At 54.7% G+C, this 21,055-nt stretch carries 18 protein-coding genes; 10 read left to right on the top strand and 8 right to left on the bottom strand.

Features of this window, described 5'->3' with window-relative positions:
* The first annotated feature begins 142 nt into the window (after positions 1–142).
* Complete coding sequence (gene zapC / locus KGP24_RS08000) at positions 143–685, top strand: cell division protein ZapC (RefSeq protein WP_223562947.1); 543 nt, start codon at positions 143–145, stop codon at positions 683–685.
* Here the strand turns inward: zapC and KGP24_RS08005 are convergent.
* Positions 682–1,791, bottom strand: a complete 1,110-nt coding sequence (locus KGP24_RS08005; RefSeq protein WP_223562948.1) for a YcbX family protein — start codon at positions 1,789–1,791, stop codon at positions 682–684. The two genes, zapC and KGP24_RS08005, sit on opposite strands and share 4 nt — an antisense overlap.
* Positions 1,792–1,889: 98 nt before the next feature.
* Between KGP24_RS08005 and rlmKL the strand changes: the two genes are divergently transcribed.
* The 6 genes from rlmKL to rmf all read left to right on the top strand — a co-directional run bounded on the left by rlmKL (position 1,890) and on the right by rmf (position 9,817).
* Positions 1,890–3,998 (top strand): bifunctional 23S rRNA (guanine(2069)-N(7))-methyltransferase RlmK/23S rRNA (guanine(2445)-N(2))-methyltransferase RlmL, encoded by a 2,109-nt coding sequence (gene rlmKL / locus KGP24_RS08010; RefSeq protein ID WP_223562949.1) that lies wholly within the window; start codon positions 1,890–1,892, stop codon positions 3,996–3,998.
* A 12-nt stretch (positions 3,999–4,010) separates the two neighbouring features.
* A complete protein-coding gene (locus KGP24_RS08015; RefSeq protein WP_223562950.1) occupies positions 4,011–5,918 on the top strand; it encodes an ABC transporter ATP-binding protein in 1,908 nt (635 codons plus the stop codon).
* A gap of 13 nt (positions 5,919–5,931) precedes the next feature.
* A complete protein-coding gene (gene pqiA / locus KGP24_RS08020; protein WP_223562951.1) occupies positions 5,932–7,185 on the top strand; it encodes a membrane integrity-associated transporter subunit PqiA in 1,254 nt (417 codons plus the stop codon).
* Between the two features lie 4 nt (positions 7,186–7,189).
* Complete coding sequence (gene pqiB / locus KGP24_RS08025) at positions 7,190–8,830, top strand: intermembrane transport protein PqiB (protein ID WP_223562952.1); 1,641 nt, start codon at positions 7,190–7,192, stop codon at positions 8,828–8,830.
* The gene (gene pqiC, locus KGP24_RS08030; protein ID WP_223562953.1) at positions 8,827–9,393 is read left to right on the top strand and encodes a membrane integrity-associated transporter subunit PqiC; all 567 of its coding nucleotides are present in this window, start codon (positions 8,827–8,829) and stop codon (positions 9,391–9,393) included. The genes pqiB and pqiC overlap by 4 nt, the downstream gene beginning before the upstream one ends.
* 256 nt (positions 9,394–9,649) lie before the next feature.
* A complete protein-coding gene (gene rmf, locus KGP24_RS08035; protein WP_013097261.1) occupies positions 9,650–9,817 on the top strand; it encodes a ribosome modulation factor in 168 nt (55 codons plus the stop codon).
* A gap of 71 nt (positions 9,818–9,888) precedes the next feature.
* Here rmf and fabA read toward each other — a convergent pair whose 3' ends face one another.
* Together fabA and KGP24_RS08045 are read right to left on the bottom strand one after the other, a co-directional pair.
* Entirely contained in the window at positions 9,889–10,407 is a 519-nt protein-coding gene (gene fabA, locus KGP24_RS08040) for a 3-hydroxyacyl-[acyl-carrier-protein] dehydratase FabA (protein ID WP_008499931.1), read from the bottom strand.
* 68 nt (positions 10,408–10,475) lie between these two features.
* Positions 10,476–12,236, bottom strand: coding sequence for a Lon protease family protein (locus KGP24_RS08045; protein WP_223562954.1), 1,761 nt, complete (start codon positions 12,234–12,236; stop codon positions 10,476–10,478).
* Between the two features lie 186 nt (positions 12,237–12,422).
* On the opposite strand from KGP24_RS08045, the gene matP reads away from it, so the two are divergent.
* Positions 12,423–12,875 carry a macrodomain Ter protein MatP gene (gene matP / locus KGP24_RS08050; protein WP_223562955.1) on the top strand — a complete coding sequence of 151 codons (453 nt, stop codon included), beginning with the start codon at positions 12,423–12,425 and terminating at the stop codon, positions 12,873–12,875.
* Between the two features lie 64 nt (positions 12,876–12,939).
* On the opposite strand, the gene ompA is transcribed toward matP, so the two are convergent.
* Both ompA and sulA read right to left on the bottom strand, forming a co-directional pair.
* A complete protein-coding gene (gene ompA / locus KGP24_RS08055) occupies positions 12,940–13,995 on the bottom strand; it encodes a porin OmpA (RefSeq protein ID WP_223562956.1) in 1,056 nt (351 codons plus the stop codon).
* Between the two features lie 354 nt (positions 13,996–14,349).
* Complete coding sequence (gene sulA, locus KGP24_RS08060) at positions 14,350–14,859, bottom strand: SOS-induced cell division inhibitor SulA (RefSeq protein WP_121425762.1); 510 nt, start codon at positions 14,857–14,859, stop codon at positions 14,350–14,352.
* 217 nt (positions 14,860–15,076) lie between these two features.
* On the opposite strand from sulA, the gene KGP24_RS08065 reads away from it, so the two are divergent.
* Complete coding sequence (locus tag KGP24_RS08065; RefSeq protein ID WP_223562957.1) at positions 15,077–15,703, top strand: TfoX/Sxy family DNA transformation protein; 627 nt, start codon at positions 15,077–15,079, stop codon at positions 15,701–15,703.
* Here the strand turns inward: KGP24_RS08065 and yccS are convergent.
* Together yccS and KGP24_RS08075 are read right to left on the bottom strand one after the other, a co-directional pair.
* Positions 15,660–17,822 (bottom strand): YccS family putative transporter, encoded by a 2,163-nt coding sequence (gene yccS / locus KGP24_RS08070; RefSeq protein ID WP_223562958.1) that lies wholly within the window; start codon positions 17,820–17,822, stop codon positions 15,660–15,662. The genes KGP24_RS08065 and yccS overlap by 44 nt on opposite strands.
* 19 nt (positions 17,823–17,841) lie before the next feature.
* On the bottom strand, positions 17,842–18,288 hold the full coding sequence (locus KGP24_RS08075) for a YccF domain-containing protein (protein WP_023311032.1): 447 nt from the start codon (positions 18,286–18,288) through the stop codon (positions 17,842–17,844).
* A 123-nt stretch (positions 18,289–18,411) separates the two neighbouring features.
* On the opposite strand from KGP24_RS08075, the gene helD reads away from it, so the two are divergent.
* Entirely contained in the window at positions 18,412–20,466 is a 2,055-nt protein-coding gene (gene helD / locus KGP24_RS08080; protein WP_223562959.1) for a DNA helicase IV, read from the top strand.
* A gap of 58 nt (positions 20,467–20,524) precedes the next feature.
* On the opposite strand, the gene mgsA is transcribed toward helD, so the two are convergent.
* Positions 20,525–20,983: a methylglyoxal synthase gene (gene mgsA, locus KGP24_RS08085; protein ID WP_033145124.1), complete on the bottom strand. Its 459-nt coding sequence runs from the start codon at positions 20,981–20,983 to the stop codon at positions 20,525–20,527.
* Positions 20,984–21,055 lie beyond the last annotated feature (72 nt).

The raw sequence follows: 21,055 nt of genomic DNA on the forward strand, positions 1-21,055 counted from the left end.
AGGGCTTTATTTCCAGCCCTGGTTGTTTTATATTCCGTCACTGTTGCTTATTTAGTCATTATAGTCTTTTATTAATGGTGTTATAAACGAGGCGGCAAACAGGACATTTTTAGTACAGGACGTTTGGGGACGGGAGAGACACATGCGAATTAAACCTGACGATAACTGGCGCTGGTATTTTTGCGACGAGCATGACCGCATGATGCTCGATTTAGCCAATGGCATGTTGTTTCGTTCTCGTTTTGCCCGCCGAATGTTAACCCCGGATGCGTTTTCCCCGTCAGGCTTTTGCGTTGATGACGCTGCGCTTTATTTCTCCTTTGAAGAAAAATGTCGCGATCTGGTGCTCTCGAAAGAGCAGCGTGCCGAGCTGGTATTAAATGCGCTGGTGGCTATCCGTTTCCTGAAACCGCAAATGCCAAAGAGCTGGCATTTCCTGCCGCACGGCATGAACTGGACCCCGGCAACGGGCGATGCGGCGAGCGTCATTCTGAGCGATACCGCAGAAGAGGTAAGCCTGCTGGTGGTGGAGCCTGGCGAAAATGCCGCGCTCTGTTTGCTGGCTCAGCCCGGCGTGACGATTGCCGGGCGGACAATGCAGCTTGGGGATGCCATTAAGGTTATGAACGACAGGCTGAAGCCCCAGCTTCGCGTGGATGCCTTCAGCCTTGAACAGGCGGTTTAAGCTTCCAGCTGTACGGACGTTTTCGGTATGCAGCTACAGCACAGAATTGTGCCGTCATTTCCAATCGCCGATTTTTTCAGCGCACTGACCTCGCCATCCACCAGCCTGATGCGGCAGCATCCGCAAATGCCAGCGCGACAGGAATAGGGTACGCGAATACCTGCCTGCTCCAGTTGCTCAAGCAATACCTGCTGGTTATTGCCGCGGATGATGCTGCCCTGCCAGTGAATATCTACCGCCGAGGCAACATTCGTCACAACGTCGACCATTTCTTCTTCCTGACCTGAGCCGTACGCTCTGGCAGGCCCGCGGGCAAGGATCTCTACCTCATCACCGACTCGGATAGCGCCGCTGGAGCGCGGGATAAGGTTCTGGCCGAAATCCACATCGCCGTTATCCTGCGCGGTGCGGAATGACTGCAGCGTCTTCAGCGGTTCGCCGGAAGGGTGCTTCTGGCCTTTCTCCGGGCTCACCGTGGTGAAAATGCAGCGGCTGCAGGGTTTTACGACGTCAAAAATGACGCTGCCAATGCGGATCACTTTCCAGGTGTCTTCTTCCCAGGCATCGGCACCTGTCACCACCAGGTTTGGACGGAACTGTTCCATCTGAACGCTGGCTTTGCAGCGGCCTTGTAAATCACGCAGCGAGGCTTCGTTAGTCAGCAGGAACGGGAAACCATCGGCGAAGGAGAGGGGAACGGCGTCGTGGCGCTTCACGCGACGCGTCAGCTCAGGTCCAACCCAGCGCAGCTGCACGTCGCGGGAGAAAAAGCCGCTCAGCCAGCGGTTAATTTCATCCGGGGCAATGCGCGCGGTGAAATGGTTGCCCCAGACTTCCGTTGGCGCATCGACGGGCGCAAAATCAGCAAAGCGGATTATCGCGCTGGAACCATCCGGCGCGGTAAGGTGCAAACCGTCATAAAGCGGGGAAGGGGTAAAGCGAACCATCTGCGGGAACTGGCGCGCGGTAATAAACGTACCGTCAGGCTCGGTGACCATGAAGATACGATCGAAGGCAAATCCGCTCATGTCGGCCAGCGCGTGAGAAACGCCGATGCCGCGCATTGATTTCACCGGATGAATAAAAAGCCTGGATAACGTCGCCACTGCACAGTCCCTCGAATGAAAATAAGCCTTCAACTTTATGACATACACGCCATATTAGCTATAATGCGCGACAATTTTCTAAGAGTAAAAGTGACGATATGAATTCTCTGTTTGCCAGTACGGCCCGTGGGCTGGAAGAGCTGTTAAAAACTGAACTGGAAGCCCTGGGCGCTCAAGAGTGTCAGGTGGTTCAGGGTGGTGTCCATTTTGAGGGCGACACGCGGCTTATTTACCAGAGCCTGATGTGGAGCCGTCTGGCGTCGCGCATCATGCTGCCGATGAAGGAGTGCAAGGTCTATAGCGACCTGGACCTCTATACCGGCGTACAGATGATCGACTGGACAGAGATCTTCACGCCCAATGCCACCTTTGCGGTGCATTTCAACGGCGTGAACGACGAGATCCGCAACAGCCAGTACGGTGCCCTGCGCGTAAAAGACGCCATTGTGGATTGCTTCACGCGTAAAAATAAGGAACGTCCGAACGTCGATCGTGAAAATCCCGATCTGCGTATCAACGTCTGGCTCAACGGCGACACGGCGAGTATTTCTCTCGATCTGAGCGGTGCGGGCCTGCACCTGCGCGGCTACCGCGATCGCACCGGTATGGCGCCCATCAAAGAGACCCTCGCGGCCGCCATTGTGATGCGCTCCGGCTGGCAGCCGGGCACGCCGCTGCTCGACCCGATGTGTGGTTCCGGTACGTTGCTGATTGAAGCGGCCATGTTGGCAACCGACCGCGCCCCGGGGCTGCATCGCGGTCACTGGGGCTTTAAAGGCTGGGCACAGCACGACGAAGCGCTCTGGAAAGAGGTCAAAGACGACGCGCAGACCCGCGCGCGCAAAGGTCTGGCGGAGTACACCTCCCACTTCTACGGTTCGGACAGCGACCCGCGCGTAATTGAACGCGCGCGCAGCAACGCCCGTCGCGCCGGTATCGGCGAGCTGGTGACCTTCGAAGTGAAAGACGTGGCGAACCTGACCAACCAGCTGCCAAAAGGCCCGTACGGTACCGTGATCAGCAACCCGCCATACGGCGAGCGTCTGGACAGCGAACCGGCGCTGATTGCACTGCACAGCCTGCTGGGCCGCAATATGAAGGACTACTTCGGCGGCTGGAACCTGTCGCTGTTTAGCGCCTCGCCGGAACTGCTGAGCTGCCTGCAGCTGCGTGCCGATCGCCAGTTTAAGGCGAAAAACGGCCCGCTGGACTGCGTGCAGAAAAACTACCATCTGGCGGAGAAAGCGGCGGACAGCAAGCCGTCCGGCGTGGCGGAAGATTACGCCAACCGCCTGCGCAAGAACCTGAAGAAATATGAGAAGTGGGCCAGGCAGGAAGGGATTGAATGCTACCGCCTGTACGACGCCGACCTGCCGGAATATAACGTGGCGGTTGACCGCTATGCGGACTGGGTGGTGATTCAGGAATATGCTCCACCGAAAACCATCGATGCGCAAAAAGCGCGTCAGCGCATGCTGGACGTCATTGCGGCGACCATCGCCGTGCTCGGCATCACGCCAAACAAGCTGGTGCTGAAAACCCGCGAGCGTCAGAAAGGGAAAAATCAGTATCAGAAGATGAATGAGAAGGGGGACTTCATTGAAGTGGGCGAATACAACGCTCGCCTGTGGGTGAACCTGACCGACTATCTGGATACCGGCCTGTTCCTCGACCACCGTATCGCCCGTCGTATGCTGGGTCAGATGAGCAAGGGCAAAGATTTCCTCAACCTGTTCTCCTATACCGGCAGCGCGAGCGTGCATGCGGGTCTGGGCGGGGCGCGGAGCACTACGACGGTGGACATGTCCCGCACCTATCTGGAGTGGGCGGAGCGCAACCTGCGTCTTAACGGTTTAACCGGACGTCAGCACCGACTAATGCAGGCCGATGTTCTGGGCTGGCTGCGTGATACTGACGAGCAGTTCGACCTGATCTTTATCGATCCGCCGACCTTCTCCAACTCCAAGCGCATGGAGGATAGCTTTGACGTTCAACGCGATCACCTGCGCCTGATGACCGGCCTGAAGCGCCTGCTGCGTAAGGGCGGCACCATTATGTTCTCGAACAACAAACGCGGCTTCCGTATGGATCATGACGGCTTAGCAGCCCTGGGACTGAAAGCACAAGAAATCAGCCAAAAAACGCTGTCTCAGGACTTTGCCCGTAACCGTCAAATCCATAACTGCTGGTTGATTACCGCGGCCTGAAAGGAAAAATAAATGTCTTTAATTAGTATGCACGGCGCGTGGCTCTCTTTCAGCGACTCACCGCTTCTCGATAATGCAGAGCTGCACATCGAAGATAATGAGCGCGTCTGTCTTGTAGGCCGTAACGGCGCGGGTAAATCCACGCTGATGAAGATCCTTAACCGCGAACAGGGTCTGGATGATGGACGCATTGTTTACGAGCAGGATCTGATCGTCTCCCGCCTCCAGCAGGACCCGCCGCGTCACGTGACCGGCAGCGTCTACGATTTCGTGGCGGAAGGGATCTCCGAGCAGGCCGAATACCTGAAGCGCTATCACGAGATTTCGCATCTGGTAATGACCGACCCGAGCGACAAGAACCTCAACGAACTGGCGAAAGTGCAGGAGATGCTCGATCACCACGGTCTGTGGCAGCTTGAAAACCGCATTAACGAGGTTCTGGCCCAGCTTGGTCTGGAAGCTGACATGGAGCTGTCGGCGCTCTCCGGCGGCTGGCTGCGTAAAGCGGCCCTGGGCCGCGCGCTGGTCAGCGGGCCGAAGGTGCTGCTGCTGGACGAACCGACGAACCACCTGGATATTGAAGCGATCGACTGGCTGGAAGGCTTCCTGAAAACCTTCAACGGCACCATCATCTTTATCTCGCACGACCGTTCGTTTATTCGCAATATGGCGACGCGTATTGTCGATCTCGACCGCGGCAAGCTGGTCACCTATCCCGGCGATTACGATACCTATCTGCTGGAGAAAGAAGAAAACCTGCGCGTGGAAGAACTGCAGAATGCTGAATTCGATCGCAAGCTGGCGCAGGAAGAGGTCTGGATCCGTCAGGGCATCAAAGCCCGCCGTACCCGTAACGAAGGCCGCGTGCGCGCCCTGAAGGCGATGCGTCGCGAGCGCAGCGAGCGCCGCGAAGTGATGGGCAGCGCCAAAATGCAGGTGGAAGAGGCGTCCCGTTCCGGCAAGATTGTCTTCGAAATGGAAAACGTCAACTATCAGGTTGATGGCAAAGTGCTGGTGAAAGATTTCTCCGCGCAGGTTCAGCGCGGCGACAAAATAGCGCTCATCGGCCCGAACGGCTGCGGTAAAACCACGCTGCTGAAGCTGATGCTGGGCCAGCTGCAGGCCGACAGTGGTCGCATTCACTGCGGGACCAAGCTGGAGGTCGCCTACTTCGACCAGCACCGCGCGGAGCTGGATCCGGACCGTACTGTGATGGACAACCTCGCCGAAGGTAAGCAAGAAGTGATGGTAAACGGCAAGCCGCGCCACGTGCTGGGCTACCTGCAGGACTTCCTGTTCCATCCGAAACGCGCCATGACGCCGGTGCGTGCGCTGTCAGGCGGTGAGCGAAACCGTCTGCTGCTGGCACGTTTGTTCCTGAAACCAAGTAACTTGCTGATTCTCGATGAACCAACGAACGACCTGGATGTCGAAACGCTGGAATTACTCGAAGAACTGATTGACGGTTATCAGGGGACCGTGATGCTGGTCAGCCACGATCGTCAGTTCGTTGACAACACCGTGACCGAGTGCTGGATCTTCGAAGGTGAAGGGCGAATTGGTCAATATGTCGGCGGTTATCACGATGCAAAAGGGCAGCAATCGCAGTCTTTGGCGCAGAAAGAATCAAAGTCCAAAATAAGTACTGAACCTGCTGTAACAAAAGCAGAAACTGTCAAGAAAACCTCGGCTAAACTAAGCTATAACCTGCAGCGCGAACTGGAGGGGCTACCGCAGCGTCTTGAAGAGCTGGAGGCCGCGCTTGAGGATTTGCAAAAACAGGTTGCTGATGCGTCATTCTTTACCCAATCGCATGACTATACTCAGAAAGTATTGGCTGAACTGTCCGTGGCTGAAAAAGCCCTGGAAGAAGCATTTGAGCGCTGGGAGTACCTAGAGTCTCTGAAAAACGGCGCATAAACAGGGATAACATATGTGTGACCAGCACCATGCCGACAGGCATATTTTATGCTCGCAATGCGATATGCTCGTGGCGTTGCCAGAGCTTGGTCACGGACATAAAGCCCTGTGTCCACGTTGCGGTGCGACGTTGACAACCGAGTGGGACGCGCCGCGGCAGCGTCCCACTGCTTACGCTCTGGCAGCACTTTTCATGCTGCTGCTCTCCAATCTCTTCCCCTTCATCTATATGAAGGTGGGAGGGATAACCAGCCAGGTGGATTTGCTTGAAATCCCGGGCGTGATGTTCTCAGAAGATTACGCCAGCCTCGGTACCTTTTTTCTCCTGTTTGTCCAGATAGTCCCGGCTTTTTGCCTGGTCGTTATCCTTTTGCTGGTGAACCGCGTCAGGATGCCCTCATCACTGAAAATCCGGCTCGCGCGTATCCTTTTTCAGCTCAAGAGCTGGGGTATGGCCGAGATCTTTTTGGCGGGCATTCTGGTTAGTTTCGTGAAGCTCATGGCATACGGCGATGTGGGGATCGGTAGCAGCTTTATTCCGTGGTGTTTGTACTGCGTCCTGCAGCTGCGCGCCTTCCAGTGTGTGGACAGGCGCTGGGCGTGGGACGATATCGCCCCGGCACCGACGCTTGCGCAGACGGTAAAAGTCGGTGTGCCGGGTATCCGTCAAGGGTTGCGTTCGTGCCCGTGCTGTACCGCCGTTCTTCCCGCCGATCTCGACGTTTGCCCACGCTGTGAAACGAAAGGGTACGTACGCCGTAAAAATAGCCTGCAGTGGACGATGGCGCTGCTGGTCACGTCCATCATGCTGTATCTGCCAGCTAATATTCTGCCGATTATGATTACCGATCTGCTCGGCGACAAAATGCCCTCGACGATCCTGGCCGGGGTGATACTGCTGTGGGGGGAAGGGTCCTATCCGGTCGCCGGCGTCATCTTTATCGCCAGTATTATGGTGCCAACCTTAAAAATGATCGCCATTGCCTGGCTCTGTTGGGACGCGAAGGGTCATGGAAAACGCGACAGCGAACGCATGCACCTGATTTATGAAGTGGTCGAGTTTGTCGGGCGTTGGTCAATGATAGACGTGTTTGTCATCGCCGTTCTCTCTGCGCTGGTGCGGATGGGCGGTTTGATGAGTATTTATCCTGCGATGGGGGCTTTAATGTTTGCACTGGTCGTTATTATGACCATGTTTGCGGCCATGACCTTCGACCCTCGTTTATCGTGGGATCGTGAGCCTGAATCAAGCCATGAGGAAGAGTAAGAGCATGGAAAATAAGAGTGGAAAGGCGAAAGTGCAGAAGGTCAAAAACTGGTCGCCGGTGTGGATTTTCCCCATCGTGACCGCGCTGATCGGTGCATGGATCCTGTTTTATCATTACAGCCATCAGGGACCGGAAGTCACGCTGATAACCACCAATGCCGAGGGGATTGAAGGCGGTAAAACGACCATCAAAAGCCGCAGCGTGGATGTGGGCATGGTCGAAAGCGCAACCCTGACCGACGATTTAACCCATGTGGAGATTAAGGCGCGCCTTAATGCCGGCATGGAGAAACTGCTGCACGGCGACTCGGTTTTCTGGGTCGTTAAGCCGCAGGTGGGGCGTGAGGGGATCAGCGGGTTGGGGACCCTGCTGTCCGGCGCCTATATTGAGCTGCAGCCGGGTAAGAAAGGGAGCCAGCCGGGACAATACGAGCTGCTGGACTCTCCGCCGCTTGCGCCACCGGATGCGAAAGGCATTCGCGTGATCCTGGACAGTAAAAAAGCGGGCCAGCTCTCGCCTGGCGATCCCGTGCTGTTCCGCGGCTATCGCGTGGGTTCAGTTGAAACCAGTACGTTTGACCCGCAAAAACGCACCATTAGCTATCAGCTCTTCATCAATGCGCCAAACGATCGTCTGGTCACCAGCAACGTCCGCTTCTGGAAAGATAGTGGGATCGCGGTAGATCTGACCTCGGCGGGTATGCGTGTCGAAATGGGCTCCCTGACCACGCTGTTTGGCGGTGGCGTCAGTTTTGATGTGCCGGAAGGGCAGGATTTGGGCCAGCCGGTTGCAGAGAAAACGGCGTTCAGACTCTTTGACGATCAAAAAAGTATTCAGGATGCGCTCTATACCGATCACGTTGACTTCCTGATGTTCTTTAAGGACTCGGTCCGTGGCCTTCAACCGGGAGCACCGGTCGAATTCCGCGGCATTCGACTCGGGACTGTTGGACAGGTTCCGTTCTTCGTGCCGGGTCTTCAGCAGATGCTGGATGACGATTACCGTATTCCGGTGCTGATCCGCATTGAACCGGAGCGTTTGCTTAACCAGATTGGCGAGAATCAGGATATTGCAACCCATATCAGTCAACTGATGGAACGCGGTCTGCGTGGATCCTTGAAGACGGGTAATCTGGTGACCGGTGCGCTGTATGTGGATATGGACTTCTACCCGAAAGCACCGCCGATTAGTGGTATTCGTGAATTCGGTGGCTATAAGATCATCCCAACGGTGAGCAGCGGTCTGGCTCAGATCCAGCAGCGTCTGATGGAAACGCTGGATAAGATCAACAATCTGCCACTCAACCCGATGATTGAAGCGGCGACCGGGTCGTTACATCAGAGCCAGGCGACAATGCAGCGTCTGCAAACCACGCTGGATAATATCAACAAAATTACTGCGAGCCAGAGCATGCAGCAGCTGCCTCAGGACATGCAGAAAACGCTGCGTGAGCTGAACCGCAGTATGCAGGGCTTCCAGCCGGGCTCAGCGGCCTATAACAAGATGGTGGCAGATATGCAGCGTCTTGATCAGGTCCTGCGTGAACTGCAGCCTGTATTGAAAACGCTGAACGAGAAGAGCAATGCGCTGGTGTTCGAAGCGAAAGATAAAAAGGATCCTGAGCCGAAGAGGGCAAAAGAATGAAAAAGTGGCTATTGATGATTGGCGCTCTGCTGTTAACGGCGTGCAGTTCAGGGGTAGATAATAAAAGCTATTACCAGCTGCCTGTGGCGACCCACAGCGGTGGGCAAAGCACGGCCAGCCAGGGAAACCGTCAGCTGTGGGTTGAGCAGGTTGCCGTGCCTGATTATCTGGCAGGAAACGGTGTGGTCTATCAGACCAGCGACGTTAAATACGTTATTGCGACGAACAACCTGTGGGCCAGCCCGCTGGATCAGCAGCTGCGCAATACGCTGGTGGCCAATTTGGGCAGTCAGTTTCCGGGGTGGGTTGTCGCTTCGCAGCCGCTGGGTAATGACCAGGATACGCTTAACGTCACGGTCACAGGCTTCCACGGCCGCTATGACGGTGCGGTGGTGATCAGCGGGGAATGGTTGCTGAACCACCAGGGGCAGCTGATTAAGCGTCCTTTCCATCTGGAGCTGAAGCAGCAGAAAGATGGCTATGATGAAATGGTGAAAGTTCTGGCTCAGGGTTGGGCACAGGAGTCTGCCAGCATCGCCAGGGAAATTTCCCGGCTGCCATAAGTAAAATTCATCATCAAAAACCGCAGTTGGCCTTTCGCTGATTGCGGTTTTTTTTTCGGTTTCACTTCAGGTTGTTACTTGTGCCACGTCACAATTTTTGTACAAATGAACTTCCAGCTAGCTCACAAATATGACACCCGTATGAATTTTGAACATTGACGATGCGACCAATTCGGGGTATTCGTTATCTGTGCCTGCGCATTGAGTGCAGACACTGTTTTCTTTCCACCAGACAAAAGAATGAGGGAAACGAGGCATGAAGAGACAGAAACGAGATCGCCTGGAACGGGCTCATCAACGTGGTTATCAGGCTGGCATCGCTGGACGTTCTAAAGAAATGTGTCCTTATCAGACGATAAATCAAAGGTCACAATGGCTTGGAGGCTGGCGAGAAGCCATCGGCGACAGGGCACTCATAGCCTGATAACGTCTCTTTCAAAAAAGAAACCTCCGCATTGCGGAGGTTTCGCCTTTCTGGAGGTGCTAAAAGCGCAATCAGAACGCGGAAGTGTCCTGGAACAGGCCAACTTTCAGGTCGCTTGCGCTGTAGATCAGACGACCGTCGACCAGCACTTCGCCATCTGCCAGGCCCATAATCAGGCGGCGGTTAACGATGCGCTTGAAGTGAATACGATAGGTCACTTTCTTCGCTGTAGGCAGAACCTGACCAGTGAATTTTACTTCGCCCACGCCCAATGCGCGGCCTTTACCTTCGCCGCCCAGCCAGCCCAGATAGAAGCCAACCAGCTGCCACATGGCATCCAGGCCCAGACAGCCAGGCATTACCGGATCGCCAATAAAGTGGCAACCGAAGAACCACAGGTCCGGGTTGATATCGAGTTCTGCTTCTACGTAACCCTTATCGAAGTTGCCGCCGGTTTCGGTCATTTTCACGACACGGTCCATCATCAGCATGTTCGGGGCCGGTAACTGTGGGCCTTTCGCGCCAAACAGTTCACCGCGACCAGAGGCAAGAAGATCTTCTTTTGTATAGGATTCGCGTTTATCTACCATGTTCTCAGTAAGCCTTATTTTAGTGAAGGACGCAGGATAGCTAACACGTGTACGCTGAACAAGTCCGATCAGTTCGAACTAAACCAGCCCAGCCAGCGTAACGGCCATGGATAACGATGACGAGCATCCTGCTGTGTCGCCTGAGCTATGCGCTCCTGGATAGTCTGCATCAGGGTGGTTTGCCCTTCGCCATCCCAAACCAGATTTGTCAGTAAGGGTAGCGCATCCTCGATCCCTTCGATGGCCCAGATGGCGAATTGCTCTTGCTCAACCGCATCCAGGATATCCTGACTGAGGCTCAAATGGCGTGCGTTGGGGGCTGGAATAATCACACCCTGTTTGCCGTTTAAACCGCGCTGCTGACAGATGGAGAAGAAGCCTTCAATTTTTTCGTTGAGGCCACCCACAGGCTGGGCACGACCGAACTGATCCACCGAACCGGTGATCGCAATGTTCTGATTGATGGGCACTTCTGCCAGGGCGCTGATTAAGGCGCATAGCTCGGCCATAGAGGCGCTATCGCCATCCACTTCGCTGTATGACTGCTCAAACGTCAGCGAAGCGGAGAAGGGGATCTGTTGCTCAAGCTGCAGCTCTGACATCAAAAAAGCCTGCATGATCATCATGCCTTTGGCGTGAATGTTGCCGCCCAGCTCGGCTTTCCGTTCGATATCGGTAAATTCGCCATCGCCAATATGCACAACGCAGCTGATACGGGACGGTTCTCCGAACGCACGCGGGTGGCCAGGAAATTCAATTACCGACAGGGCGTTGATCTGCCCGACGCGTTCGCCTTCGGTTTCCACCAGAATTTGTTCCAGCAGAATTTCATCCTGCATACGGTCGGCAAGATAGCCTTCTCGCCACTCACGCTGAGCCAGCATCTGGGTAAGTTGTTGTCCGGTGAACGCACCGTTACTGCTAATCACGCCCACTTCACGCAGCTGCCTGCCGATCCAGAGCGGGCAGAGTGGCAGCGTTTCCTGGTCTCCGGTATAGCGCACCGCTTCGCGAATCAGGCCAGGCCACGCGTCAGCCGCAGGCGTTGGCAGCGCAAAACGTTCAGCAACGGCCATCACCCACTGGCACCACTGTGCCATATCGTCGGCGTCAGCAATCTGAATGTTGTCTTCGTATTCGCTATACACCGCCTGCTCAGCCAGTTCAGGCTCCATTTCCTGGAAGTCCGCCAGCGATTCACGGTCGCCCGTCAGCACGACGGTCAGTGACAGCGGCATAGACGGAATAGAAACAGGCAGAGGACGAGACTCATCATAGCCGACCCAATCAAAACGCTGCTGGTGGACGATGGTTTTCAGACGCATCCACAATAGCGGCTGCGAGAGTAGGGTACGCAGTGAGATGATGAGAACACCGCCATTTGCGCGATGTACCAGCCCCGGCTGCAGCGAAAGTTCGCCGTTAAACTGGCGCAGACAACCAAAGAGTTGTTCAGCCTCGACCCAGTTCGCGGTAATCACCTCGCCATTAGCAGCAAAACGACCGTCAGCCTGCGATGCCGGTTCGAAAGTGACATCATGTCCCGCGATACGATACTGGCCGCCAAAAACGGCATTCGCTTCCGGCTTTAACTGACGCACAGCATCCCCGAACAACGTCAGGTATTCCGCTTCTTCCGGGGCTTTGAGCAGCATGAAAGGCGCAGTTGCCCATGGGGTTAATACCTGCTCCAGCGCGTAATGCAAACGGGGCTGCGTATCGCTAAGGATGAATTCGTGTTCTTTTGCGAGATCTGGCTGTGCAAACAGTTCCTGATAACTTTCGGTATCCGGAACAAGGTCACGCCATGCAAGTTTCGTAATGGTCAAAGTTGATGTTTTTTAGTCAGATGTAAAAGCGTGGAGTATACCGTAAGCGAGGGGCTGTACCCAAGCATGATTGGGTATTTCGAGAGGACGATTGGCTGCATTCATTCACAGGATATGATTTCTTTTCAGCAGATTGCTAAAAAACTGATATTCTGAACAGAGTTACGTGGTAACACTGAGATCGCAATGAAATATCAACAACTGGAAAATCTCGAAAGCGGCTGGAAATGGAAGTACCTGGTCAAAAAGCACCGTGAAGGGGAGCTGATCACCTGCTATATCGAAGCCAGCGCTGCGCAAGAAGCCGTGGATATTTTGCTGACCCTCGAAAATGAACCGGTACAGGTTAACGGCTGGATTGAGAAACACATCAATTCTGCGTTGTTAAACCGGATGAAGCAAACTATCCGCGCGCGACGCAAACGGCATTTTAATGCTGAGCATCAGCACACTCGCAAAAAATCAATCGATCTGGAATTTGTTGTCTGGCAGCGCCTGGCCGGGCTGGCACAACGACGGGGCAAAACGCTGTCGGAAACCATCGTGCAGCTGATTGAGGATGCCGAACATAAAGAGAAATACGCCAACCAGATGTCGACACTGAAGAACGACCTTCAGGCGCTGTTGGGTAAAAAGTAGGTTTTTACGTTTCTTCAGACAATAAAAAACCCCGCATGGCGGGGTTTTTTTATAAGACGATAACTTATGCCGCTGGCTGAGTTACAACGTCTTTGATGCCTTTAACTTCGATCTCTACGCGACGATCTGGAGCCAGGCAGTCGATCAGTGCAGCGCGAGCTTTCACGTTGTCACAGGTGTTGCCAGTAACTGGGTTAGCTTCGCCCATACCACGTGGGGAGATCTTGTTAGCTGGGATACCTTTAGAGATCAGGTAATCAACAACAGACTGAGCACGTTTCTCAGACAGTTTCTGGTTGTAAGCGTCAGAACCGATACGGTCAGTGAAGCCCAGAACCACTACAGAACCGTCTTTAGGATCCAGGTTGCTCAGCTGGGTGTACAGCTGATCCAGTGCCTGCTGGCCTTCTGGTTTCAGAGTAGCTTTGTTGAAGTTAAACAGAACGTCAGACTTCAGAGTGAAGTGCTTAGTCTGTACTTCTGGAGCTGGAGCCGGCGCTGGAGCAACAACTGGTGCTGCGTCTTCCTGCTGGCCGAAGCGGTAGGAAACACCTACGCTCAGCATGCCGTTGTCTGGACGAACACCAACGGTGTTGCCGTCGCCGATGTTGTTAACCCACTGGTATTCCAGACGGGTAGCGATGTCACGGGTCATAGCCCACTCAACGCCACCAGCGAATACTGGGGAAACACCGGTGTCATGGTCGTCGCCAGCGATGCTGTTGCTGGAGTCAGCGCGCCATACCATGCCGCCCAGACGGGTGTACACGTCCAGATCGTCAGTTACTGGGTAACCCAGTTTAGCGGTCAGCTGAACGCCCTGTGCTTTGAAAGCGCCGTTTACGGTGTCGCCTTTGTATGGCATACGACCTAACCAGTCGTAACCCATTTCAAAACCAACATACGGGTTAACCTGATAGCCACCGAACGCACCTGCACCAAGCTGGCTCTCGTGAGTTGGGCCATCATTGTTCAGGCTGCTGTTGTACCAGCCAGTGTCGTGGAACTGAGACCAGCCCAGTTTACCACCTGCATACCAGGTATTATCTTTCGGAGCGGCCTGCGCTACGGTAGCGAAGCCAGCCAGTGCCACTGCAATCGCGATAGCTGTCTTTTTCATTTTTTGCGCCTCGTTATCATCCAAAATTCGCCATGAAAGTCTCAAGAGAGAATCACGGTTAAATCCTTCACCGGGGGGCGTGGTCAAATATAAATCTACCGATATCTTCGGCTTAGGCCGAGCACCCCTGGCGATGTAAAGTCTACAACGTAGCTGAAAACTTACAAGTGTGAAGTCCGTCAGGCATATGAAAAAAAAAGTTCCGTATACCGATTATTTAACATTTTTCGAGCGAATTTTGTGCAATAAAATTAAGGAGAACCGCACCAGACAAGCCTTGCCGCAATTTTCAGGTCGGGAACTTTAATGCCATCTTGTGGTCAAAAAAAATTCCAGGAAAAATCTCAATTTCACTCAATGATACAAATTTGAGTGAATTTTTAGCCCAGAAAGTTGTCCTCTGCGGTAAGAATCCGATCGAACCGGACGCATAATGAACCCGATCGCATTCCCTTCTTCGGCAGCTTCGGTCAGACGGAAATGTTCCTCTTCCGTCAATTCTTCCGGTAACCATCCAATCACCACGCTGTAATTCCCTGTGCGTAAAGCGCGGATCATCGACTCAACGGTATCGCAAGGCGAGAGTTGATTAATCTGCATGACCTTGGTCAGCGGAAGGCCAGCGGACTGAACCCACTCGCGGCTCAGTTTTTGCTGAGGTGTGAGCCAAAGCTGCCAGCGCGATTGCTGGCCAAGCTGTTGTAATAATGGCAACAGCAGAAGTTGTGTCAACAGGGGCTGGTCTTCACGATAAACCACTTCACTGATAAGCCCCGTGGAAACACGCTCGACGGAATTCTGCGCGACATTGCCTGCGGTAGAAGAGAGAGAGGTTGAGCGATTTGCATAGCCTGAAGTGTGCATATTCATTCCAGCCCTGTAGTTACTGTATGGATATACAGTAACCCCTGTATGCATAAAGATCAACCTCATTTTCGGAAAGCGACTCGCAAAATTCATTCAATCTTGATGCCCCTCGAAAAATCATCTTGCTCAACGGCGATAAGTTGCCTATTTTCCTGCTAACGGATCCGCTAGTAAGAAATTTAGTTGTTACTTTATGATTTTGAAGGGAAATATCATGAAAAAGATATCTTATGAACGGATTTATAAATCTCAGGAATACCTTTCACCGCTGGGCGATATTCATCATCGCGCACTGTTTGGAGGCTACACCCTCGCGGTAGATGATGCGGTTTTTGCCATGGTTTCTGATGGTGAACTTTATCTCCGTGCCTGTGAGGAGAGTGCGAAATACTGTGCGAAAAATGCCTCTTCTTTTTTGACGTTGATGAAGCGAGGCCGTCCTGTGCTGCTCAACTATTATCGTGTGGATGACGGATTATGGCAGGACAGAGAGCGGTTGCTTCAGCTCTCCTCGTTTGCGCTCAGTGCGGCAAGAAAAGAGCGCTATCAGCGCCATCAGCGAAACCGCCTAAAGGATCTGCCAAACCTGACCTTTCAGCTTGAGGTCTTGCTCTTTGAAGCTGGCATCACCAATGAGGAAACGCTGCGGGAGCTTGGTGCCAGAGCGAGCTGGCTAAAGATGCGGGCAAAAAACAAAGCGCTCAGTATTAAAGTTCTCTTTGCGCTGGAAGGGGCTATCGTGGGGCTGCATGAGGCGGCACTCCCGGCAGACATTCGCCGGGAGCTGACGGAGTGGTTTAATGCGCTGCCTGAGCCACAGGAGAATCACTCCTCCAGGTAGCGATTTGCTGTTGCAGCCGGCAAATTTCAGGCAGCAGAGCGATAAGCAGGCCTATCTGCTGAAGAACCAGCGGCGCTTTGCTGTCGTTTCCTGGGTCAAGATGCGCAATGCGTTGAGCCAGTTCATCCAGCGCCTGTTGAACGCGGGGCTCATCGGCCGGTCGGTGATGAAGTGCGTCATCGACATAACAGACGGCGTCATCAAGCAGGTTGAGAATACCCGGGTTGGTGAGTTTCTCACGGTGGGCACCCAGCGTCGAAATATAGCTGGTGAACGTATGGTTCAGGCAAAGCAGGCGGAACGCGGTTTCACGGATCTCTGCCGTGGCGCGAGGCTCCGTTGACATGTTAGAGACAACGGAGGCCAGTTCTGCATCACTGTTGTGCGCGTCTCGACGTGCTATCCGGTAAGCCAGGCGGTTATCGCGCCCTTGATGGTACTGTTCAAGGATAGCGTCAAGGTATCGACAGTTGGCGTTCATCGCCCTGTCTACCACGCGCGGCAAATTGCGGAAACGCCAGTCCGGCCAGATGAAGCTGACCGCGGCCCAGGCAATCGCGCAGCCAATCAGGGTATCGATTACGCGGGGCAGGGCGACTTCAAACCCTTCACCCAGCAGGTTAAAGCAGAGCAGCACCAGCAGCGTGATGAACATGGTGGCGTGGGCATACTGCACGTTGCGAAATGCAAAGAACAACACACCTGTGATCACGATCAGAATCAATTGACCTTCAACGGAGGGCACAAAATAGAGCACCGGAAGGCCGATTGCGACGCCAACCAGCGTGCCGATAATACGCAGCGCAAGACGGTGTCGGGTGGCGTTATAGTTCGGCTGGCAGACGAACAGGCTGGTCAGCAGGATCCAGTAGCCATGATGCAGCCCGGTTATCTGGATAAAGGCATAACCCACGCACAGCACCAGCGACATTCTCACCGCGTGGCGAAACAGCGCCGACTCCGGGGTAAAGTTGCGGCTCAGCCGTAGCCACATATCGCTAACGCTGTGCACGCTGTCATCAGCAAGCTGATTTTCCACCTCACTGCCCGGCAGTGCCATCGCCTGTTCGGACTCAATTGTGGCCAGCTGCGCGTCAATCGCCCGCAGGTTGTTCAGCAGAAAGCCCAGCGCTTTGATGTTTTCCGGAGACGTTCCGCTAGCCTGAACGCGGTCGATCGCCGCATCAAGATGGCTGAATACGCGTTCAAAGCGGGGGTCATGCTGATAGGGCGTGCGCAGCAGAATGGAGCGCGAGAGCTGCTGGCACGCCTGAGACTGCATGGACAGCAGGCGCTGGAAGCGGAACATTACGTCGCTGTAGCGGAACTTCTCGCGCAGGGCAGCATACTGAACGTGCGAGGAGCTGGCGCGTTCATGAATATCCTGGGCGGCAAAATAGTAGTGTAAGGTCCTTCGGGTTCCGCGTTGACCGCGATCGCCGCGCAGACGGGTAAGCAGAGAGGCTTTTGTCTGGTTAAGGGTGGCGACCAGTTGGCCATTTGCCAGCGCCAGATCGTAGAGCGGAGCCTGGCTTTCTTCCTCGATATCCGGGTCAAACAGCCGGGATTTCAGTTCCAGATAGTGGGCTAACTGCTCAAAGCTGCGGGCCAGGTTATCCTGCAGAGGGCGAACCGGGAAGATCAGATGGCCGGTTAGCGTCAGCAGGTTATACCAGATGGCGCCCAGCGACAGCAAAACTGGCTGCTGATACCACTGGTCGTACAGGGAAACGCCCAGCATGGTGTAGATGGCGATCAGCAATGCACCAAAAGCGATGGTGGCATAGCGCTGTCCAAGGCCGCCCAGCAAAATAAACCCGCTGGTTGAGAGCGTAAGACCCAGGGTAAACAGCCAGGGCCACGGGAAAAGCAGCTCAACTGACGCTGACGCAATGAAAAAGCAGACAAGCGTAATGACCAGGTTACGTAAACGCCCGGCCAGACGATCGTCCAGGTCCGCCAGCGCCCCGGCCACCACCCCCAGCGTGAGCGGAATGGTGAGCTTGACATCATTCAACCACCAGGGCAGGGCAACCGTACCGCAAAGCGCGATAAATATCCTGACGTTGTAAAGCCAGGTGCTGTTCCAGGTATAACGGCGAAGCAGTGGGCTTAGCATAAACGCGGCCGGTCCTTATTTACTGAAAACGACGACGAGCGTTTGCTTCACGCGCCGCCTGGGCCACTTCTACCGGAACAACCCTGCGACCGACGGGCCAAAGGGCGATGGCGGCGATCTTAAAGTTCGCGATCCCCACCGGAATGCCAATAATCGTGATGCACTGTGCAATACCGGCAAAAATATGCATGATGCACAGCCACCAGCCGAAGAAAATCAGCCACAGAATGTTCAGCAGGGTTCCGCCCGTATTCATCAGGGCGTTTTTGCTCTCCGGATTCAGCTCGTCAACGTGGATAGCTTCATTCCCGTAGGGAATTAAGGAGAGTTTTGTGATTTCCCAGCAGGAACGGGTCAGGGGAAGCGTGAAAATCAGGACGATGCTCACCAGCGTGGCAAAAAGCCAGGAAAGGGTGGTGGCAAAACCGCCCAGTACAAAATTCAACACATTCAGAACGGTACGCATAAACCCTCACTTCCTTTCGATAAAATTAACGCCCAATGATTGTAACGTTTTTTTAGGCTGGAGCACCTTAAAACTGGCAGTTAAACTGTCAGGTAAATTATCTCTTCGTGGATTTGGCGGAACATGGAACTGAAAGCAACGTCGTTAGGCAAACGCCTGGCGCAACACCCTTACGACAGGGTTGTTCTCCTTAATGCCGGGGTGAAAGTCTCCGGGGAACGCCACGAATACCTTATTCCGTTTAATCAGCTTCTGGCTATCCACTGCAAACGCGGGCTGGTGTGGGGCGAACTGGAGTTCGTTCTGCCTGAGGATAAAGTCGTGCGTCTTCACGGCACCGAGTGGGCGGAAACTCAGCGTTTCCATCATCACCTGAACGCGCTCTGGCAGCAGTGGAGCCAGGATATGAGCGTGATTGCCGCCCAGGTGCTCCAGCAGGTGCTGGACGATATCGCGCAAAGCAACGCACAGCACGCGTGGCTGACCCGTCAGCAGACCGCCGGGCTGCAGCAAAAGATCCGACAGGCACTTTCGGCGCTGCCGCTCTCCGTAACGCGTCTCGACGAGTTTGACAACTGTCGCGACGCCTGGCGCCAGTGTCAGGCCTGGCTGAATGATAAGGATAAAAGCCGTCTTGCCCACAACCAGGCCTGGACGGACGCCATGCTCACCCAATACGCCGACTTTTTCAGTACGGTGGAATCTTCACCGCTCAATCCGGCCCAGGCGCGCGCGGTGGTCAACGGCGAACAGTCGCTGCTGGTGCTGGCGGGGGCCGGTAGCGGTAAAACGTCGGTGCTGGTGGCGCGTGCCGGCTGGCTGCTGACGACCGGGGAAGCGGTTGCCGATCAAATTCTGCTTCTGGCCTTTGGCCGCAAGGCTGCCCAGGAGATGGACGAACGTATACAGGAGCGTCTGCAAACCCGGGATATCACGGCCAGAACCTTCCATGCCCTTGCCCTGCATATTATTCAGCAGGGCAGTAAAAAAGTGCCTTCCATCAGCAAGCTGGAAAACGACGCGCAGGCGCGTCAGGCGCTGTTCATCAAAACGTGGCGCCAGCAGTGCAGTGAGAAAAAGGCGCAGGCGAAAGGGTGGCGTCAGTGGCTGGAGGAGGAGCTCGGCTGGGAGGTGCCAGAGGGTAGCTTCTGGCAGGATGACAAACTGGCGCGTCGGCTGGGCTCGCGGCTTGACCGCTGGGTCAGCCTGATGCGAATGCACGGTGGATCGCAGGCAGAGATGATTGAAAGCGCGCCGGAGGCGATCCGCGATCTGTTTTCGAAACGGGTCAAGCTGATGGCTCCGCTGCTGAAAGCCTGGAAAACCGCGCTGAAAGAGGAAAATGCCGTCGATTTCTCCGGTTTGATCCATCAGGCCATCATCATTCTTGAGAAGGGACGTTTTGTCAGCCCGTGGAAACATATTCTGGTGGATGAGTTCCAGGATATCTCTCCGCAGCGTGCTGCACTGCTCTCGGCGCTACGGGCGCAAAATAAACATACGTCGCTGTTTGCGGTGGGTGACGACTGGCAGGCCATCTATCGCTTCAGCGGGGCACAGCTGTCCCTGACGACCGCGTTCCACCACTATTTTGGCGAAGGGGATCGCAGCGATCTGGACACAACCTACCGCTTCAATTCACGTATTGGTGAGATCGCCAACCGCTTTATCCAGCAAAACCCGCATCAGCTGGCCAAGCCGCTCAATAGCCTGCGCCCTGGGGATAAAAAAGCGGTCACCCTGCTGGCGGATGACCAGCTGGAGCCGCTGCTGGACAAGCTCAGCGGCTACGCGAAGCCCGATGAACGTATTCTGGTGCTGGCGCGCTACCATCACCTTAAACCTGCGGCGCTGGAAAAAGCCGCCACCCGCTGGCCGAAGCTGCAGCTTGAATTTATGACCATTCACGCCAGCAAAGGGCAGCAGGCTGACTATGTGATTGTGGTGGGGCTGAAAGAGGGGAGTGACGGCTTCCCGGCCCCGGCCCGCGAGTCGGTAATGGAGGAGGCCTTACTGCCGGTGCCGGAAGATTTCCCGGATGCCGAAGAGCGGCGTTTGCTGTATGTGGCTATCACCCGCGCGCGGCATCGCGTGTGGCTGCTGTTCAATAAAGAGGAGCCATCCGTGTTTGTCGATATCCTGAAGAGTATTGATGTGCCGGTAGCGCGTAAACCATAACGATGTCAGGCAAGATTTTCCAGGCCGGGTAAGGCGTAGCCGCCACCCGGCAAAAAAGCTACTTCAGTCTATCGGAAAGATAACGCTGATAGTCCGGAATAAGGATATCAACCGGCGAGTTAAACTGCGGCGATTCGATGATGAAATCCGCCGTCGACAGGTTCGTCGCCACCGGAATATTCCACACCGTCGCCAGACGCAGCAGCGCTTTAACATCCGGATCGTGCGGAACCGCATTCAGCGGATCCCAGAAGAAGATCAGCACATCAATTTTCCCTTCGGAAATCTGCGCGCCGACCTGCTGATCGCCGCCCATCGGGCCGCTCAGCATGGCGTTCACCTGCAGACCCGTTTCGCGCTGGATCAGGTTACCGGTTGTGCCGGTCGCCGACAGAGCGTGCTTCTCCAGCGAAGGCTGATGGCGGCGAACCCAGTTAAGCAGCATTTGTTTACAATGATCGTGCGCCACCAGAGCAATGTGTTTGCGCTCAGGTAGCGTGCGTGTTGTCAGTTCCATAATCATATCCATCAGGTTAACTGACTACACGATGACGGGAACCGTCTGACGCTGCAAGAGAAAGGCGTAAAA

This window comes from Enterobacter sp. JBIWA008 (assembly GCF_019968765.1).
GTDB lineage: Bacteria > Pseudomonadota > Gammaproteobacteria > Enterobacterales > Enterobacteriaceae > Enterobacter.

Coding starts and splice junctions, on each gene's coding strand:
- zapC (WP_223562947.1), top strand. CDS start 143: ATGCGAATTAAACCTGACGATAACTGGCGCTGGTATTTTTGCGACGAG.
- rlmKL (WP_223562949.1), top strand. CDS start 1,890: ATGAATTCTCTGTTTGCCAGTACGGCCCGTGGGCTGGAAGAGCTGTTA.
- KGP24_RS08015 (WP_223562950.1), top strand. CDS start 4,011: ATGTCTTTAATTAGTATGCACGGCGCGTGGCTCTCTTTCAGCGACTCA.
- pqiA (WP_223562951.1), top strand. CDS start 5,932: ATGTGTGACCAGCACCATGCCGACAGGCATATTTTATGCTCGCAATGC.
- pqiB (WP_223562952.1), top strand. CDS start 7,190: ATGGAAAATAAGAGTGGAAAGGCGAAAGTGCAGAAGGTCAAAAACTGG.
- pqiC (WP_223562953.1), top strand. CDS start 8,827: ATGAAAAAGTGGCTATTGATGATTGGCGCTCTGCTGTTAACGGCGTGC.
- rmf (WP_013097261.1), top strand. CDS start 9,650: ATGAAGAGACAGAAACGAGATCGCCTGGAACGGGCTCATCAACGTGGT.
- fabA (WP_008499931.1), bottom strand. CDS start 10,407: ATGGTAGATAAACGCGAATCCTATACAAAAGAAGATCTTCTTGCCTCT.
- matP (WP_223562955.1), top strand. CDS start 12,423: ATGAAATATCAACAACTGGAAAATCTCGAAAGCGGCTGGAAATGGAAG.
- ompA (WP_223562956.1), bottom strand. CDS start 13,995: ATGAAAAAGACAGCTATCGCGATTGCAGTGGCACTGGCTGGCTTCGCT.
- sulA (WP_121425762.1), bottom strand. CDS start 14,859: ATGCACACTTCAGGCTATGCAAATCGCTCAACCTCTCTCTCTTCTACC.
- KGP24_RS08065 (WP_223562957.1), top strand. CDS start 15,077: ATGAAAAAGATATCTTATGAACGGATTTATAAATCTCAGGAATACCTT.
- yccS (WP_223562958.1), bottom strand. CDS start 17,822: ATGCTAAGCCCACTGCTTCGCCGTTATACCTGGAACAGCACCTGGCTT.
- KGP24_RS08075 (WP_023311032.1), bottom strand. CDS start 18,288: ATGCGTACCGTTCTGAATGTGTTGAATTTTGTACTGGGCGGTTTTGCC.
- helD (WP_223562959.1), top strand. CDS start 18,412: ATGGAACTGAAAGCAACGTCGTTAGGCAAACGCCTGGCGCAACACCCT.
- mgsA (WP_033145124.1), bottom strand. CDS start 20,983: ATGGAACTGACAACACGCACGCTACCTGAGCGCAAACACATTGCTCTG.